At 42.4% G+C, this 18768-nt stretch carries 18 protein-coding genes; 17 read left to right on the top strand and 1 reads right to left on the bottom strand.

Annotated elements, in window-relative coordinates; all coding sequences use genetic code 11:
* Positions 1 to 44 precede the first annotated feature (44 nt).
* Positions 45 to 674: a PAQR family membrane homeostasis protein TrhA gene (trhA, locus tag HCJ66_RS01805; RefSeq protein WP_222717378.1), complete on the bottom strand. Its 630-nt coding sequence runs from the start codon at positions 672 to 674 to the stop codon at positions 45 to 47.
* A gap of 234 nt (positions 675 to 908) precedes the next feature.
* Between trhA and HCJ66_RS01800 the strand changes: the two genes are divergently transcribed.
* The 17 genes from HCJ66_RS01800 (at position 909) to HCJ66_RS01720 (ending at position 18444) form a co-directional block, all read left to right on the top strand.
* Positions 909 to 1745 (top strand): DegV family protein, encoded by an 837-nt coding sequence (locus HCJ66_RS01800; RefSeq protein ID WP_181675268.1) that lies wholly within the window; start codon positions 909 to 911, stop codon positions 1743 to 1745.
* Positions 1746 to 1756: 11 nt separating this feature from the next.
* Positions 1757 to 2551, top strand: coding sequence for an SGNH/GDSL hydrolase family protein (locus HCJ66_RS01795; protein WP_187131616.1), 795 nt, complete (start codon positions 1757 to 1759; stop codon positions 2549 to 2551).
* Positions 2552 to 2566: 15 nt separating this feature from the next.
* A complete protein-coding gene (locus HCJ66_RS01790) occupies positions 2567 to 3172 on the top strand; it encodes a YpmS family protein (protein ID WP_246438506.1) in 606 nt (201 codons plus the stop codon).
* A gap of 89 nt (positions 3173 to 3261) precedes the next feature.
* Positions 3262 to 3783, top strand: a complete 522-nt coding sequence (gene msrA, locus HCJ66_RS01785) for a peptide-methionine (S)-S-oxide reductase MsrA (RefSeq protein ID WP_187131615.1) — start codon at positions 3262 to 3264, stop codon at positions 3781 to 3783.
* Between the two features lie 6 nt (positions 3784 to 3789).
* The gene (msrB, locus tag HCJ66_RS01780; RefSeq protein WP_187131614.1) at positions 3790 to 4227 is read left to right on the top strand and encodes a peptide-methionine (R)-S-oxide reductase MsrB; all 438 of its coding nucleotides are present in this window, start codon (positions 3790 to 3792) and stop codon (positions 4225 to 4227) included.
* A gap of 161 nt (positions 4228 to 4388) precedes the next feature.
* Positions 4389 to 5294: a Gfo/Idh/MocA family protein gene (locus HCJ66_RS01775; protein ID WP_187131613.1), complete on the top strand. Its 906-nt coding sequence runs from the start codon at positions 4389 to 4391 to the stop codon at positions 5292 to 5294.
* Between the two features lie 21 nt (positions 5295 to 5315).
* Entirely contained in the window at positions 5316 to 5552 is a 237-nt protein-coding gene (locus HCJ66_RS01770) for a YozE family protein (RefSeq protein WP_036093474.1), read from the top strand.
* Between the two features lie 2 nt (positions 5553 to 5554).
* Complete coding sequence (gene deoD / locus HCJ66_RS01765; RefSeq protein WP_187131612.1) at positions 5555 to 6256, top strand: purine-nucleoside phosphorylase; 702 nt, start codon at positions 5555 to 5557, stop codon at positions 6254 to 6256.
* Between the two features lie 33 nt (positions 6257 to 6289).
* Positions 6290 to 7102 carry a M15 family metallopeptidase gene (locus HCJ66_RS01760; protein WP_187131611.1) on the top strand — a complete coding sequence of 271 codons (813 nt, stop codon included), beginning with the start codon at positions 6290 to 6292 and terminating at the stop codon, positions 7100 to 7102.
* Positions 7103 to 7277: 175 nt separating this feature from the next.
* On the top strand, positions 7278 to 11321 hold the full coding sequence (locus tag HCJ66_RS01755; protein ID WP_187131610.1) for an immunoglobulin-like domain-containing protein: 4044 nt from the start codon (positions 7278 to 7280) through the stop codon (positions 11319 to 11321).
* Between the two features lie 122 nt (positions 11322 to 11443).
* Positions 11444 to 11740, top strand: coding sequence for a metal-sensing transcriptional repressor (locus HCJ66_RS01750; RefSeq protein WP_187131609.1), 297 nt, complete (start codon positions 11444 to 11446; stop codon positions 11738 to 11740).
* A gap of 22 nt (positions 11741 to 11762) precedes the next feature.
* A complete protein-coding gene (locus tag HCJ66_RS01745; RefSeq protein WP_187131608.1) occupies positions 11763 to 13964 on the top strand; it encodes a heavy metal translocating P-type ATPase in 2202 nt (733 codons plus the stop codon).
* Between the two features lie 183 nt (positions 13965 to 14147).
* The gene (gene nadR, locus HCJ66_RS01740; protein WP_187131607.1) at positions 14148 to 15422 is read left to right on the top strand and encodes a multifunctional transcriptional regulator/nicotinamide-nucleotide adenylyltransferase/ribosylnicotinamide kinase NadR; all 1275 of its coding nucleotides are present in this window, start codon (positions 14148 to 14150) and stop codon (positions 15420 to 15422) included.
* Positions 15388 to 16089 carry a nicotinamide riboside transporter PnuC gene (gene pnuC, locus HCJ66_RS01735; RefSeq protein WP_187131606.1) on the top strand — a complete coding sequence of 234 codons (702 nt, stop codon included), beginning with the start codon at positions 15388 to 15390 and terminating at the stop codon, positions 16087 to 16089. Before nadR ends, pnuC begins: the two co-directional genes overlap by 35 nt.
* A 53-nt stretch (positions 16090 to 16142) precedes the next feature.
* Positions 16143 to 16352, top strand: coding sequence for a heavy-metal-associated domain-containing protein (locus HCJ66_RS01730; RefSeq protein WP_187131605.1), 210 nt, complete (start codon positions 16143 to 16145; stop codon positions 16350 to 16352).
* 172 nt (positions 16353 to 16524) lie between these two features.
* Positions 16525 to 18024 carry a lmo1851 family serine protease gene (locus tag HCJ66_RS01725; RefSeq protein WP_187131604.1) on the top strand — a complete coding sequence of 500 codons (1500 nt, stop codon included), beginning with the start codon at positions 16525 to 16527 and terminating at the stop codon, positions 18022 to 18024.
* Between the two features lie 12 nt (positions 18025 to 18036).
* Positions 18037 to 18444, top strand: a complete 408-nt coding sequence (locus HCJ66_RS01720; RefSeq protein WP_187131603.1) for a MarR family winged helix-turn-helix transcriptional regulator — start codon at positions 18037 to 18039, stop codon at positions 18442 to 18444.
* The last annotated feature ends 324 nt before the right edge of the window (positions 18445 to 18768 follow it).

Raw genomic sequence — 18768 nt, 5'->3', positions numbered from 1 at the left:
AAGCAAAAAGGCATCCTGTTTTTCGCGGGATGCCTTTTTGTTACCTATACGTAAAACAAAATACAGAAATACATAAAACCGGTGCCTGCGATCACGAACAGATGCCAAATCGCGTGCATATAAGGAACTTTTGGAATGCTATAAAAAACGGCGCCAACAGTAAACATGATGCCCCCGGTTACAAGTAACCAAAATCCAACGGGCTCTAGTGTTAGATAGAGCGGTTTAATGGCGATCATAACGAGCCAGCCCATCAATAGATAGAAAAGCGTCGAAATTAGTTTCCATTTTCCGAGCAAAAAGCATTTATATACGATTCCTGCTGCAGCAAGTCCCCAAATGACACCGAATAAGGTCCAGCCGAGCGATCCTTGCAATGTAATCAAAACAAGTGGCGTATAAGATCCGGCAATCAAAACATAAATGGCAACGTGATCCAATATATTAAATAGCTGCTTGGCTTTTCCAGGCTTGAAACTGTGTAGCATCGTCGAGCAGAAATACAGCAACATCAATGAAATGCCGTAAATTAAAAAACTGACTAAATAAATCGGGTTATCCCGCTGTATCGCAAAAATAATGAGCATGACAAGGGCAGGAATGCTAAGTAAAAAACCAACACCATGTGTGACCGCATTCGCCACTTCTTCTTTCCAATTGTACGCTTCGTGCATATTTATCACCAAACTTTTCTGAAAAATTAAATTTTCGATTATTATCCTTATCATACGCTTTTTTTGAAGAAATAGAAAGTGAGAAAAGACCTTGAAAGTTTAAGATAGTGTAAAGAATACGAAAACGATTGTCCCTAGGTACAACTTCCGCCTGATATTTAGCTATTAGAATAGTACTATTGTGATTTTCTTGCTATAATAGAAAGAAGAAATCTAGAATTGGATGTGGAAGTAATGACGAAAATAAAAATTGTGACTGATTCAACTGCAGGATTAACGCCTGAAGAAGTGGCGAAATATAACATTCATATTCTACCATTAACTGTCGAAATTGATGGGGAAACTTACGATGCGACAGAACTTGAGCCAGCTGATTTCATGGCAAAAATGGCAACTTCGAAACAGCTTCCGAAATCATCACAACCAGCAATTGGCAATATTGTAGCCTTATTTGAGGAATTAACAGCGGATGGTAGTGAAGTATTGGCCATTCATTTGACGGAGAAATTAAGCGGAACCGTTTTAACGGCACAACAAGCTGCGGACATGGTAGATGGCGAAGTAACGGTCATTGATTCCGATTATATCGCGCGTGCCTTGGCGTTCCAAGTCATTGAAGCGGCAAAAATGGCCCAAACTGGAACTAGTACGGTAGAAGACATCTTAACCAAAATATCATCTATTCGCGCGAAAACAAAGCTGTATATTTGTGTCGTGACCCTCGAAAACCTGATTAAAGGTGGACGTGTAGGCCGGATGCAAGGTATTATCGGCAGTCTTTTGAACATCAAGTTGATTGCCAAGTTGCAAGATGGCGCGCTTGTTGAAGAAGCTAAGATTCGCAGTAAGAAAAAAACGATGGACTATTTAGTAGATGTTTTAAAAGCGGAAACGAAGAAGGTCAAGGAACTCAATGTGGTACACGCGAATGGGTTGCAAATGGCCGAAGAAATCAGAGCACATGCCAAAGAAATTTTCCACTTGCCGGAAGTATTATTGTTAAATGCCGATTCGGTTATTTCAACACATGCTGGAAACGGTGCGTTTGCGATGATTTACTATACAGAGTAGGTTAGGTGAAGATGTTGAATAAGAAAAAATATTGGCTTGCGGGGATTGCTATCATCATCCTCGCGGCCATTCTTACCTTTTATTTTATCCAAAAAGAGCAGGACAGGAAGCGTGAAGAGGCGCGTGTGGCAATCAATCTAGTCGCGATGGGAGATTCGTTAACAGAAGGTTCTGGCGATGAGGAAAATGATGGTGGCTATGTTGGTATCATTGAATCCAAACTGGCCAAGCGCGAAGACGTCAGAAGCGTGACGACGGAAAATTACGGTGTTGGTGGAAACCGGAGTGACCAGTTGTTGAAACGTTTAGATACACAGCCTGATTTTCAAAGGGATGTCAAAGATGCCAATGCGATTTCGATTACGATTGGTGGAAATGATGTGGTGAAAGTCATTCGTTCTAAGCTGCTAGATGCGAAGAAATCCGATTTTACGAAGGCAAATGCGAAATTCGATGCCAATTTGACGAAATTTTTAGATGAAATTCGTGATTTAAATCCGGATGCGCCGATTTATGTGTTTGGCATTTACAATCCGTATACGACTTATTTTAGCGAGATGAAAGTGTTGGATGACATTATTGCTGATTGGAATGCCTCAACAAAAGAGACGTTGGCGAAAGTGAATGATACACACTTTATTTCGGTTAATAAGCAATTGGAAGAGCGTGCGGCAACGAAAACGGGGAAGGCGAATCCAAACCTGTCATCTGATTTATTTCATCCGAATCATAGTGGATATCAAAAAATGGCAGAAGCTTTATACGAACAAATGGTGACATCGATACAAAAAGGAAATATAGAGTAGAGAAGGTGACGGCTGTTGGGGTCAAAAGATAAGCAAACAAACTATTGGAAATGGGTGTTTCTGGCATTTGTCGGGATATTAGTGCTCAGCGTGGCTTGGCTTTATATGTCGATTTTCTGGTTTTCACCACATGTGCCGGAAGATGCTGGGCGTAAGGTGAGCACGAAGGATATGGTTGAATTTCCAACATCGACGAATAAGGCGGATTTGAATGCATTGATTGCGCATTATTTACAAGATTTTCAGAAAGATAATGATGCGGATATAAAATATGATGTGTATTTAGCGGACGATGTTGTTTTTACTGCAGAGGCACATTTTTTAGGGCAGCCTGTAGATCTTGGACTTAATTTTACGCCTACTTTGCGCAAGGATGGCGTGATTGTTTTGCAGCAAGTTGATTTGAGAATTGGGGCGCTACCATTGCCGGTTTCTGTCGCGATGAAGTATGTTCAGAGTCAGGTGGAATTGCCTGATTGGGTGACGGTTTCTCCAAAACGAAAGAAAATTTATCTTGATATGAATAAACTGAAATTAAAAGGTGACATGAAAGTGCGTGTGGATGCTCTTGATTTGAAGAAAGACGATATTTCATTCACGCTTTTAGTACCAACAAGTTAAGAAATAGTGAGCAAGCGCTTTATTTGAAAAGCAATGTCAAGTGTATTACAATTTAATAGCAACATAAAACTACTTGGGGAGGCTATAAGATGAGTGAAAAAGCAATTTTTGCAGGTGGCTGTTTTTGGTGTATGATCAAACCATTTGATACGCAACCTGGTATTGAAAGTGTGGTTGCTGGTTACACGGGCGGACACACGATGAATCCTACGTATAAAGAGGTTTGTAGTGAAACGACTGGGCACACGGAAGCTGTCGAGATTACATTTGATCCAGAGATTTTTCCGTATGAGAAGTTAGTGGAGGTTTATTGGCAACAGACGGACCCGACGGATGCAGGTGGTCAGTTTGTAGACCGTGGTTCCTCGTATCGGCCAGTTATTTTTTATACGTCAGAGGAGCAACGCGTGATAGCGGAGAAATCGAAGGCGGATTTGGATGCAAGTGGCCGTTTTAAGCGACCTATCGTGACGCAAATCGAGAAGGCTGGACCGTTTTATGTGGCGGAGGAATACCATCAAGATTTTTATAAGAAGGACCCGAATCATTATAAGAATTATCGCAGCCATTCAGGACGCGATCCATTTATCAACGCTAATTGGAAAGGGTGACCGACTATGAATCCAGAGGAAAAAGCGAAACGTTTAAAAGAATTGGATGATTTACAATATAAAGTAACGCAAGAACAAGGAACGGAAAGCCCATTTAAAAATGAATTCTGGGATAATAACCAGCCTGGGATTTATGTGGATATCGTTTCTGGAAAGCCGTTGTTCTCCTCGCTCGATCAATACGATGCGGGATGCGGTTGGCCGAGTTTTACAAAACCGATTGACGCGCTGGAAGTGTTGGAAAAACGAGATATGTCTCACGGGATGATTCGGACGGAGGTGCGGTCGGCCGAGGCTGATTCGCATTTAGGTCATATTTTCCCAGATGGGCCACGTGAATCGGGCGGTATGCGTTATTGCATCAACTCGGCGGCGCTACGTTTTGTGCCGAAAGATGCGCTCGAAGAAGAAGGATACGGCGAATATTTACCATTTTTTGCGTAATGGTTCGTATTTTTAATGAGGTTTGGACAAAAGCTTAAATAAAGCCGAAGATTACTGTCCTTATTTATTTAGCTTATGTACCGTCATTATTGAATACCCCTACTAATCTATGATAGAATTGGTAGGGGTATTAGTTTGTATTTTTTCAAGGAGGAATGAGGATGCAAAAAATTGCTGTGCTTGGTTTAGGTGGCATTGCGCAGAAGGCTTATTTACCGGTGTTTGCGCACTTAGATAATGTGGAAGTCCATTTGTTTACGCGAGATTCTCAGAAGTTGAAGGCGATTAGTGAGAAATATCGTTTTCATAATACGCATCATTCGGTGGATTCGATGATTCGTGCGCAGGTAGATGCGGCGTTTGTACATACGTCGACGGCAAGTCACCCAGAGATTGTTCGTGCGTTTTTGGAAGCTGGGATTCCGGTTTACGTGGATAAACCAGTGGCGGATGATTATGAAACGACGAAGGAATTGATTGAGCTAGCCGAGGCGAAAAATACGTTGTTGATGGTTGGTTTTAATCGTCGTTTTGCGCCTAGATATGCTGCTTTGGCGGAGAAAACGGATACGAACATGATCTTGATGCAAAAGCACCGGAAAGCGCAGGCAAGTGAGCCTCGGGTATTTATCTTTGATGATTTTATTCATGTTGTGGATACGGTCTTGCATTTGTTGGACGCGCCTGTTGAGAAGATGACGGTTTTTCCAACGATGAATGGGGACTTATTATCGGCTATTACGGTGCAATTTTTGGCGAATGGTCGGACGGCGACAGCGATTATGAATCGGGAAAATGGTACGAGCGAGGAGCGTTTGACGATTTTCACGCCAGATGCAAAATGGGAAGTGGAGCATGTGACGGAGCTTCATGTGTATGAAGGCACGGGTCATTCGGTTGTACGATTTGGTGATTGGGAAACGACGCTTTATAAACGTGGATTCGAGTCGATCATTATCGCCTTTTTGGACGCGGTACGCGAAGGAAAAACGGAACCTGTTTCGAAAAAATCTGCGCTTGAAACGCATCGGATTTGTGAAGAAATTTTGCAACATGTGGAGCGTTAACAAAAGAGAGGAATGGGCAGCTTGGGACGATCGTTTTATCACTATTTAATGACTTACCGCGATACGATCAAACGTGATGCGGCGACGAAATTTGCGAATGATGCTTTTAAGGATCATAGTTTTCCGAAGCAGTCTACTGATTATTATGAGTTATGTGAGTATTTGGAGCTGAACGCTTCGTATATTCCGAGCATGACGTTATTTGATGATTTATGGGGTAATTATATTTTGGATGAAGAAAAAAATGGGAGGCGTTAAAATTGAGTATTCATATTGAGGCGAAACAAGGCGAGATAGCAGAAACGATTCTTTTACCGGGAGATCCGTTGCGTGCGAAATACATTGCGGAGACTTTTTTAGAGGACGTTATTTGTTTTAATGAGGTTCGTAATATGTTTGGATACACGGGGACATATAAAGGCAAGCGGGTATCGGTGATGGGAACTGGTATGGGGATTCCGTCGATTTCGATTTATGTGAACGAACTGATTCAGAGTTATGATGTGAAGAATTTGATTCGTGTTGGTACGATGGGCGCGATTCAAAAAGACGTGAAGGTTCGCGACGTGGTTATTGCGCAAGCGGCTTCGACGGATTCACAAATTAATCGTAATACGTTTGCTGGCGTTGATTTTGCGCCAGTGGCTGATTTTGGTTTGTTAAAAAATGCGTATGATGCAGGTGTTGAAAAAGGCTTAGCAATGCGTGTGGGGAATGTTTTTTCGGCGGATCGTTTTTATAATGAGCAGTTGGATAAGCAACAATTAGCGGATCATGGTGTGCTTGGAATCGAGATGGAAGCGGCAGCGCTTTACACGATTGCTCAGAAATTTGGGCGCAAAGCACTGGCGATTTTGACGGTGAGTGATCATATTTTTACTGGGGAAGAAACGACGGCGGAAGAGCGCCAAACGACTTTTAACGATATGATTGTGGTTGCGTTAGAATCTACGTTGAAGTAGGGAGAATCTAGCGAAGGAAGGTTACAAAACAAGATGATGCATTTTATTTCATTCATGATAGCACTGAGTTTAGCTGGTTTTCATACGTCAGCTGATTATTTAGCGGGAAATCTGGATAAACCAGCCGCAGAAACGGCGACAACGGGAAGTAAGGATTATCAAAATGATCCGCTTTATCCGTACATTGCCCAACAGAATAAATTGGTAGAAAAAGATGGTGTTCAATATATTACGAATCCCGAAAATATATTGGTACTTGCGAATAAGGAATATTCTTTGCAATCGTCTTATTCACCGCCTGATTTAGTACGTCCGAATGTGACGTTCTCGTTTGGCGATGAGCAGGTGGAAAAAGCGCAGATGCGTAAGGAAGCGGCGTCGCAGTTGGAAGCGATGTTTACAGCGGCGAAGCAAGATGATTTAACGCTCTATGCTGTTTCTGGCTATCGTTCTTATAAGCGTCAACAGGAAGTTTTCGGTGCAGAAGTTGCTGCGAAGGGCGAGGCTAAGGCGAAAGAGGCGGTGGCTGTTCCTGGAACGAGTGAACATCAAACGGGCCTTGCGATGGATATTTCGTCGCGGGATCAAGGTTTTAATTTGACGGAGGCTTTTGGTGAAACGCCTGAGGGGCAATGGTTACAGAAGAACGCGCATAATTACGGTTTTATTTTACGGTATATGAAAGGCAAGGAAGCTGTGACGCAATATCAATATGAATCTTGGCATTATCGCTATGTTGGCAAGGATGCAGCGACGATTATTTATGAAAATGATTGGACGCTTGAGGAATTTTTCCAGCATGTGCAGGCTTTGCAAAAGAAAATTGATGGTGGAACGGCGAAATAAGATAGGGAGCTCTCACGTGATGTGGGGGTTCTTTTTTGTGGTTTATTTTTAAATATGTCGAAAAAGTCATAAATAAACTCTCAAAATCGGAAGTACTGTATTTTTTATTATTGTATAGGATGGTAGGCTGTTAAAGTGGTCTTAAATAAAAGATACTTTAGGAGGAAATTAAAAAATGGTAATTAAAAAAATGGGTGTTGCAACAGCTGCTTTGTTAATGTGTGTGAGCTTACCGGTGCAGACTTATGTGATGGCAGCAGAAAATCCGCAGAATTATTCAATGAAAGCAGAAAATAAACTAAGAGCAAGTGAGGCAGATAATCAGGGGTCTTTTTCTGATGTTACGGACTATTTCTCAGTGGTTCCAGGAGCTAATTCATTCGTTGATAAAAACACCGTTACAATCACACCAGATGCTTCTTGGCAAAAAGGTGGTTTATGGTCAAGCGAAGAAAATAAAGTAGATTTAACGAAAAACTTTCATTTAGCTGCTGACCTCTATATGGGGAATAGCCCACAAAGTGCAGATGGTATTGCTTTTGTCATGCAGAATGATAGTCGTGGTAAAAATGCTTTAGGTCAAGACGGCGGCGGACTGGGCGTCTATGGACAAAATTACATTAAAAATGCATTGGCAATAGAAGTCGATAGCTATGATAATGCAGATACTTTTGATTACGGGTTAGGCAAGGCTAACCATATTGCGATTACTGTACCAACAGCAGCTAGACCTGTTCATGAAGCGATGAGCCGATTAGGGACAGATGAAATTTTTGCTGATGGACAATATCATCCTATTAGCTTTGATTGGGATGCGAAAACGAAAACCTTAAGCTATGCATATGGTGCATATACTGGAAGTTATGTTGTCAATGACTTGCAAGCCACTTTTGGTGGAACAGAGGTTATTTTTGGATTTACAGGTTCAACTGGAACATATAAAACATTGCAACAAGTGGAGATTACAGAACTTCAAGTGAACGGTATTTCCCCAAAAATGAAGATGGAAATAAGTGATAAAAACGGAAACAATAATGGAAAAGCAGAGCCGTCTGAGGTAGTTAGTGTAGGCACAACTATTTCGAATGAAACAAACGATGCATCTCCTTTTAATTTACAATATGGTGTGAAACTCGATCCATTATTTGATGCAGATACTGTGTCCAATATAGAGTTGAAACGGAATGATGGCCAGATTTATACGGTGACGAAAGAGCAGCTATTAAATAATGAAGTACAATTACCATTTGCTGATCCATCAAATACGTTCACACTAACATATGATGTGAAAGTTCGACCAGATGCTAGTCCAAAAGGCACCAAGTTAGAGATTTCTGCTACAGGTAAAGTGAATGGCGTGAAATATACAGCAGCTGGGTCTATTGTCCTTCGAATCCCAGGTGAGAAACCAGTCATAACGGCTAGTGATAGTAGTCTGAAAAAAGGTGCGACATTTGATTCTATGGCTGGCGTCAGTGCGGAAGATGTAGAAGATGGCAATTTGACGAATAATGTTAAGATCGCGGCAAATGATGTAGACACATCGAAGGTCGGGACGTATCACGTGACATACAGCGTGACAGATAGTGACGATAATACAACAACGAAAACAATTACAGTAACAGTAACCAGTAATGATGCACCAATTATTAATGCAGTAGATAAATCTGTGAAAAAAGGTATAATATTCGATCCGCTGGCAGGTGTAAGTGGGACTGATACAGAAGATGGTAATGTAACAAGTAAAGTGAAAGTAACAGCGAATGATGTAGATACATCCAAAGTTGGTACCTATCATGTAACGTATAGTGTGACGGACAGTGATAATAATACGACTACTAAGACAATCACGGTTACAGTTACAAGTAATGATGCGCCAGTTATTACAGCTACGGATAAAACAGTGAAAAAGGATTTGACATTTAATCCAATGGCTGGGGTGACGGCAAATGATACAGAAGATGGTGATGTAACGAGCAAAATTCAAATCACGGCCAGCGACGTCGATATTACTAAAGTAGGCACATATCATGTAACTTACAGCGTTACTGATAGTGATAACAATACAACGACAAAAACGATCACAGTTACAGTAACAAGTAATGCGGCGCCTTCTATTACAGGAGTTGACAAGACGCTTAAAAAGGGTACGGCGTTTAATCCATTAACAAGTATGAGCGCATTTGACTTGGAAGATGGTGATCTTACTAACCAAATTAAGGTGACAGCAAATGATGTGGACACGTCGAAGGTTGGTACGTATCATGTAACATATAGTGTGACGGACAGTGATAATAACACGACTACTAAGACAATCACGGTTACAGTAACAAGCAATGATGCTCCGGTTATTCATGCAACAGATAAAACGATGAAAAAAGGTATGAGTTTTGATCCTTATGCTGGTGTAACGGCAACGGACACAGAAGATGGTGATATTTCCATTAAGGTTAGTATTACGGCTACTGATGTAGACATGAATCGAGTAGGCACATATCATATCACGTATAGCGTGACGGATAGCGATAAAAATACAACCACAAAAACGATTACAGTAACAGTAACGAGCAATGATGCACCAGTTATCCAGGCGTCAGATATTACAATGCGTGTGAACAAACCGTTCAATGTTAAAGAAGCGGTTGTTGTTACAGATACAGAAGATGGTGACATTACGAATAAACTAGAAATCGTCGCAAATGATGTGAATATCGCGAAAGCTGGCGTATATCATGTCACCTATAGAGCGACAGATTCTGATGGTAATACGACAACGAAAACAATCACAGTGACAGTTTTGACTGATGACGCACCAATTCTAACAACAAGTGATATCTATCTAAAAATTGGAGATGTATTCAATCCAATGGACGGAATTACTGCGAATGATACGGAAGATGGTAACTTAACTAGCAAAATTAAAGTGGACAGTAATGATGTTGATATGTCGAAGGCTGGAATGTATACAGTCGTGTACAGCGTAACGGACAGTGATAATAATACAACCAAGATCACCCGTCACGTTTATGTTCGTACGAATGATGCGCCAGTCATTCACGCAAATGATCTCGCGTTTAAAGCAGGTGCTGTATTTGATGTGAAAGCCGGAATTACCGCAAGTGATACAGAAGATGGTGATATCACAAATGAGATAAAAATTATAGCTGATGATGTTGATGCAACGAAAGCCGGTACGTATCATGTCACCTATAGCGTTACAGATTCTGATGATAATACCACCACAAAAACCATTATTGTGACTGTGTTGACGAATGAAAAACCAGTTATTGATGCTAACGATATAACGCGTAAAGCGCATCGTCCAATCGATCGGATGGCAAATGTAACGGCATCTGATTTAGAAGATGGAGACATCACAGGCAGTATCAAAGTTGTTGCAGATGACGTAAACATAGACGTACCTGGAGAATATCATGTTACGTACAGTGTTATTGACTCGGATGGCAATGTAACAGAAAAAACAATTACTGTGACAATTTTAAGTAATGAAAAACCAGTTATCACAGGACAAGATAGTCAGTTTAAAGCTGGCCGTACTTTTGATCCATTAGCGGGTATTAGTGCGAATGATGCGGAAGATGGCGATATTACAAGCAATATTACAGTCGTATCGAATGATGTGAATCCAGAAATAGCAGGTGTTTATCATGTGACATATAGCGTTACCGATAGCGATGGAAACACAACAGAAGAAACTTACACAGTAACAGTTCTAACAAACGAAAAACCTGTTATCCATGCAAGTGACCAAACGCTGACATACGGACAAGCATTTGATCCGATGGCAGGGGTTACCGCGTCTGACTTAGAAGACGGAGACATCACAGGGAGCATTACAATTATTTCAAATGATGTGAATCCAAATCAAGCTGGGATTTATCATGTGACTTACAGTGTCGTCGATTCAGATGGTAATGAAACACAATACACGATTACTGTTCTTGTCGGTGCACAGCCGATCGTTCCAGTTGTACCAGTGGAACCTGTTAAGCCAGCAAAACCTGTAGTGCCAGTTGCTACAAGTACACCAGTTGTATCCAAACCAGGTAAAACAATTCAACCGGTGGCAAATCAAGTAGCGCAAATAACACCAAGTAAAGCTTTACCAAAAACAGGAGACGAATCAGAAACTAATACACTTGTTATTGGTGGACTATTAGCTGCTCTAGGTGCATTATTCTTGCGTAGAAAGAAATAGATAAATTGGAAACGAGAAACTCCTGCTTTTTGAGGAGATTCTCGTTTTTTGTTTTAACTAGTTGACTTATAATACCCCCTATAGGTATAATGATAATATAAATAATAAAGGAGTGGGCAAATATGACGCATGATCAACCAATTGTACCGCGCTCGGATGAAGATACGAAACAGATTTTAAATCGTTTACGGCGTGTGGAAGGACAGGTTCGTGGCATTCAACAAATGGTGGAAGCGGATCGTTACTGTGTGGATATTTTAGTGCAAATTTCAGCAGCAAATTCAGCGCTTAAGAAAGTAGGTTTGCAGGTGCTAGAGCATCACGCGAAACATTGTGTAGTTGATGCGGCGCAAAATGGTGAATCGGATGAAATAATGGATGAGTTGTTAAAAGTGATTCGTCAATTCTCAAAGACGTAATTTGTAAAGGGGGTATTTTCAAATGGAAGCAAAACGACAAGATTTAAATGTGTTTGGTATGACGTGCGCTGCTTGTTCGACGCGTGTGGAAAAGTCGCTGAATAAGGCGGCTGGCGTGGAGAAGGCTAATGTTAATTTAGTGACGGAAAGTGCAGCGGTCTATTATGACCCTGATCAAATAAGTGCGGAACAATTGATTGATATTGTAAAGCATGCGGGCTACGATGCTGCGGAAAAAATGTCAAAAGAAGAGAAAGATGCGATTTTGGATAAGCAGTTTAAACGGGAAGTACGGCGGTTTATTTTATCTGCTATCTTGGCTTTGCCGCTACTTTTGACGATGGTGACGCATATTCCGTATTTGCATCATACGGCGTTTGCGATGGGTGTGGATGCGATTATTAGCCCTACAATTCAGCTGATTCTTGCGACGGTGATTCAGTTTTATATTGGTTGGCGGTTTTATGATGGGGCGTATAAGTCGCTTCGTGGTAAGAGCGCGAACATGGATGTGCTTGTGGCATTGGGGACTTCCGCGGCTTACTTTTATAGTTTGGCGGAGTATGTGAGGCAGTTGGTTAATCCAAATATCGAGGCGCATTATTATTTTGAGACGAGTGCGATTTTGATCACGTTGATATTACTGGGGAAATTGTTGGAGAGCTATGCGACATCGAAAACAACGCAGTCTATTGCTGGCTTGCTTAAACTTCAATCGAAGGAAGCGGTTGTTTTGCGGGAGGATCAGGAGTGGAAGGTGCCGGTGGACGAGCTCGCAATTGGCGATGTGATTTTAGTGCGACCTGGTGAAAAAGTGCCGATTGATGCGGTCGTGTTGACTGGTGAGACGAGCATTGATGAGTCGATGATTTCTGGGGAACCGGTGCCTGTGGAGAAAAAGGCGGGCGACGCGGTAATTGGTTCGACGGTGAATTTCGATGGGGCATTCCAAGCGAGAGTAACGAAACGGATGGACGAGACGGTGCTTTCGACGATTATTCAGTTAGTGGAAGAGGCGCAGGGTGTGAAGGCGCCGATTCAGCGTTTGGCGGATCGGATTTCAGGGATTTTTGTACCGATTGTGTTGGTGATTGCGGTCGTGACATTCGTGATTTGGATGATTGCGACGGGTGGTGTACTGGATCAGTCGCTGCAGGTGGCGATTGCGGTACTCGTGATTGCATGTCCTTGTGCGCTTGGCTTAGCGACGCCGACCGCGATTATGTCGGGAACTGGGAAGGGCGCGGAAAGCGGTATTCTTTTTAAAGGTGGCGAGCATTTAGAACGGACGGCAAAAGTGGATACGGTGATTTTTGATAAGACGGGGACGCTGACGGAAGGGAAGTTACGCGTGACGAATATGTTGGAAAATCATGCGGACTTCAAACGATTTGTTGCAGTAATGGAAGAGCAGTCGGAACACCCGATTGCCAAGGCCGTATTGGCTTATTTAGACGATGTGGAGATAGAAAATGTGCACGCGGATAAAATTCGAGCGAAAGCGGGTCACGGAATGGTCGGTGTGTTGAATGGCGCGAAGGTATCTCTTGGATCGTATCGATTTATCGTGCAATCTGCTGATATCGAGAAAGAGGCCGACGACACGATGCAGCAATGGATGCAGGCGGGGCAAACGATTGTGGCGATGAGTATCGACGGTGTTTTTGCAGGGGCGTTTGGCTTGCTGGATACGCCGCGAAAAGAGGCGAAGGAAGCGATTTTACGACTTCGGGAGCTTGGTGTTAAAACGGCGATTGCGTCAGGCGATCAGCGCGTCGTTGTGGAAAATATTGCGGCGGAGCTTGGTATTGATACTGTTTATGCGGAACAATTACCGAATGATAAGAGTGATTTAGTTGCTGGATTGCAAAAACAAGGACATGTAGTGGCGTTCGTTGGTGATGGGATTAATGATGCACCAGCGCTTGCGACGGCGGATACGGGAATTAGTATTGGGACAGGGACGGATATCGCGATTGAAACGGGCGATGTGACACTTGTCGGCCATCAGTTGACGCTTGTTCCGCAAACGATTCAATTAAGCCGAGCGACGATGCGAAATATCCGGCAAAACTTTTTCTGGGCATTGGCTTATAACTGTGCGGGGATTCCGATTGCGGCGATTGGCTTGTTAGCGCCTTGGGTAGCAGGGCTTGCGATGGCTGGGAGTTCGGTTTCGGTTGTGGCGAATGCGTTACGATTGAAACGTGTGAAGTTAAAATAATAGGAAAAATGCTTAGACATCTATTTCCGGATTTCTAAGCATTTTTTGTATGGTTTAATTGATATACCGCAATGAACTTCGCAAAGTAATGTTGCGAAAATTAGGGCAGGTTTTTATTTAGTATTGACTTTTGTAAGATAAATGTTTAATATAATAAACAAATGCAGATGAGGAGTGATAAAGATGCAGCGGTATACATATTTAAAACTAGCTTTAAAAGAAAACGGGTTGACATTGCAACAAGCGGCGGATCGGATTGGTGTTACGAAAGGATACCTCAGCCAGTTGATAAACAACAAAATCAAGGAACCCAGCGCCCAAAAACTGCAGGCGTTGCATGAGGTGCTCCATCTAGAATACCCTCCGCGCGAAAAAAACATTGGTGTTGTGTTCGGAAAATTTTATCCGTTGCATACGGGACATATTTATTTAATTCAGCGAGCGGCGAGCCAAGTCGATGAACTGCATGTGATTCTTTGCCATGATGATGTGCGCGATTTTGAGCTTTTTCAAAAGAGTTCCATGACGAAACAGCCTACTGTGGAGGATCGCTGGCGCTGGTTGTTGCAGACGTTTAAATATCAGGACAATATTAAGATTCATGATTTGTCGGAAGATGGGATTCCGCCGTATCCGGATGGTTGGGATGAATGGGCGATTCGGGCGAAGAAGTTGCTTGCGGATAATCATATTCAGGCGAATGCGATTTATTCGAGTGAACCAAAGGATGCGATTCGCTATCAGGAGTTGCTAGATGTGAATACGGTGGTCGTTGATGCACAGCGGTCGTTTATGAATATTAGTGCGACGCAAATTAGGCAGGAGCCGTTTCATTATTGGGACTACATTCCGACTGAGGTAAAGCCGTTTTTCGTGCGGAAAGTGGCGATTCTAGGTGGTGAGTCAAGTGGGAAATCAACGCTGGTTAATAAGCTTGCGAATACGTTTAACACGACAAGTGCTTGGGAGTACGGACGGGATTATGTTTTTTCACATCTTGGTGGGAATGAGAAGGCGCTACAATTTTCCGATTATGATAAAATTTCGTTGGGGCAGGCGCAGTATATTGATTTCGCGGTGAAATATGCGAATAAGGTTGCGTTTATTGATACGGATTATGTGACGACGCAAGCGTTTTGTATGACGTATGAAGGGCGGGAGCATCCGTTTGTACAGGCGATGATTGAGACGCAGCGCTTTGATTTGGTTATTTTGTTAGAGAATAATACGCCGTGGGTGAATGATGGGTTGCGCCACCTTGGTAGTAAGGTAAAGCGCAAGGAATTTCAGGATTTGTTGGCGCATTTATTGACGGAAAATGATATTCCATATGTGGCGATTACGTCTGGAAATTACGAGGAGCGGTACTTGGAGAGTATCCAACTTGTGGAACAATTACTGAACGATAAAAAGGAGAATTCAGATGAAATCAGTCGTTATGAAGATAGGTCGGAATAAAGTCTACCCTTATATCAGTGTTTTACTCGTTACCATCGCTTTTTTAGCGACAAATCCGCTGGTCCATTTTGAATGGAGGTATCTATTATCTTATGTGGGCGCGATTTGTGGATTAATTTGCGTGATTTTATTGGCAAAAGGGAAGAACAGCGGCAATGTATTTGGGATGTTGGCAGCGTTTGGTGAGATGAGTGGGAATTTCTTAGGACGAAATGTTGGGGCCGCATTGCCAAGTCTGTATTATTTCGTCACACATATTTTTGGATTGGTGACATGGAAGAAACATATGGATGCCGAGGCTACGTTGGAACCACGTAAGTTGACGGAACGCCATTTTGGGATTGCGATTTTGTTTATTATTGGTGCTTCTTTTGTGAATATGTATTTGACGGGGATTCTTGGTGTGGTGAATGATCCATACCAATTGATGCTGAATAATTTCATTTTCGCGCTCGGTGTGACGGCTCAATTTTTAATGATTGCGCGTTTTAGTTTTAACTGGTATTTGTGGATTATCATGAATATTTTGGTGATTTCGCTTAATATTTATACGAAAAATCCGATTATCGCGACGCAATATGCGATTTACCTTTTTAATGCGATTTATGGGTTGTTGGAATGGCATGAATCAGAGGCGAAAAAAGAGCAGGCGTCTACGGTGCAATAATTACCTAGGTGGGGTATAATAAGGTTGATAAGATAACAAAGGAGTGACGAGAAATGGCTAAATTGGTAGTAGAAGTGGAAGGTATGAGCTGTGAGCATTGCGAGAAACGAGTTCGCGAAGCCATTGAGTCTGTCGAGGGTGTTGAAAAAGCGGTGATTTCACTTGAAGCAGGTACGGCAGAAGTGACGTATGACGATGGGAAAGAGATCCAAGATGCCATCGCGGAAGCCGTTGATGAAGCAGGTTACGAAGTCGTTGCATAAAGGACGAGAGGACGAGTCGAACTGGGAAGGCCGCAAAGCTGAATCCGGTGGGCTCGTCTTTTTTTACAGGTATAGCAACAAAAGCTACCCAATCGGAGCAAAAGCTGATAGAATAAAGGAAAGTTGAAAATATCATACTAGGGTGTTTAGTGAGAAAGTGGTGAACGTAGGAATGGAAGAAGGACCGACAAATCCAAATGAGCCGAAAAAAGAAGAGAAGCAAGAGGTTACATCACGAAAAGGCTTTGTAAAAATGAAGATATTCCCATTTGTTATGCTGTTATTCGGCTGTGTTTTTGCAACAGCTTTAGTAACGGCGCTCGTGATGTCTGTGGGCGGGGACAAACATGTGAAGGTGGCAATTCCTGAACGCAAGGAATTCACGAAGCTTTATGATGTGTACGATGAGATTCAGAATAAATATTATAAAGATGTGAATACAGATAAGCTGATGGAAGGCGCGATCAACGGGATGGTAGCATCTCTTGGTGACCCGTACTCCTCCTTTATGACGTCGAAGGAAGCAGAGGAATTTGATAATACGATTTCTTCAAGTTTTTCGGGTATTGGCGTAGAAATTCAGGAGAAAGATGGCTACATAACTGTTGTATCGCCAATTAAGAATTCTCCGGCAGAAGCGGCGGGTTTACGCCCGAATGATAAAATTATCGAAGTGGACGGCAAGTCGATTAAAGGCATTTCTTCCACAGAAGCAACAACAAAAATTCGCGGCAAAAAAGGAACGAGTGTCACGCTGACAATTTCACGTCCTGGTACGGATAAACCGTTTGATGTGAAAATTGTTCGCGACGAGATTCCAATTGAAACGGTCTATGCGGAAATGGGCACAGATAAGGTTGCTACGATTCAAATTACCACTTTCTCAGAAAATACGTATAGCGAATTAGAAAAAGCATTGAAAGATATGGAATCAAAAGGAATGAAAGGTTTAGTTATAGATTTGCGTGGAAATCCTGGTGGTTTACTTGACCAAGCGGTGGATATCGCGAGCTTGTTCCTACCAGACGGTAAAGTTATCGTTCAAGAACAAGTGAAAGATGGTTCGAAACAAACAATCAAGGCGGATAGTAGTGCGCATGATGGTTATAAAGTGAAAGTTCCTGTCACGATGCTAATTGATGAAGGTAGCGCGAGTGCTTCTGAAATTTTGGCGGCAGCAGCGCGTGAATCAGGTGATATCAAGCTAGTTGGCGCGAAATCATTCGGAAAAGGTACGGTACAAACGGCGTTACCACTTAGCGATGGCTCATTGCTGAAATTGACGATTGCCAAGTGGTTAACACCAGACGGCGAATGGATTCATGAAAAAGGCATTAAACCAGACGTGGCGGTGGCGTTACCAGCTTATGCGACGATGGCAATTCCAGACGCAGCAAAAACATATAAAGAAGGCAGTTTTGGCGACGATGTGAAAACGATTGAAACCATGCTTGCCGCGCTTAAATATAACGTTGGAAAAGTAGACGGTTTATTTGATGCGGATACAACAGATGGCGTGAAGGCGTTCCAAGAAGCAAGCAAGTTAAAAGTGGACGGTATTGTAACTGGCGCAACAACAGATGCTTTAATTACGGCTATCCAGAAAGAATTAAAAGCCAACGATCCACAACAGAAAAAAGCGGTGGAATTAGTGAAAGAACAATGGAAGTAAGGAGGGCTTTACATGGATAATTTTCTTGAAATCGAAACATCTGTGAAGCGAGTTTTTAATAGTTTTCGCCATGAAGTAGATGGCATTTTGGACCGGAAATTGACTGGTGGTGAGTTCCGTGTACTCAGCCTAATCTCAAGCGGGGTAAATCGCACGACGGATTTATCGAAGAAATTAGACGTCTCAGCAAGCCACATTACAGCGATTACAGATTCCCTTGTTGCTAATAATTTCATCACACGACACCGCTCCGAAGTGGATCGCCGCATTGTGGTGCTAGAACTAACAGAAGAAGCGAAAGAATTTGTAGCTTCGATTGAACAGAAGAAAAAAGAAATGATCGTCCGCCGCTTCTCGGTTTTTACAGAAGAAGAACGCGAGCAGTTTCAGAAATTGCTGAAGAAGTTAGCTGAAAACTGAAAAGCTGAAAGAGCCCGCTTTAAACTGCTCCCTGTCAAATAGACAGCTAAAAAAATAAAATTATATGATTGGTTTTTGCGGAGGCCACGAAAATTCCGAGAGGCTGGCTCTTGAAGCTAGCCTGATCAAAGAGTTAGCGCCAAACGAACGCCGAGTTAGGAACGATGAAAAACAGTGAGTAGTAAGTAACTCGCGAAAAAATTGTTAGGGGCCGCAATAAAAAACCGCACTTGTTTTTTGTGAAGGGCCCGAAAATTTCGAGGAGCTAGCCCGACCAAGGAGTTAGCGCTAAACGAACGAATACAGTACTCATATTGAGGCTCT

The organism is Paenilisteria portnoyi (genome assembly GCF_014322795.1).
In the GTDB taxonomy this organism is placed as follows: Bacteria; Bacillota; Bacilli; order Lactobacillales; family Listeriaceae; genus Listeria_A; species Listeria_A portnoyi.
This window is presented reverse-complemented; position numbering and strand designations above follow the sequence as displayed.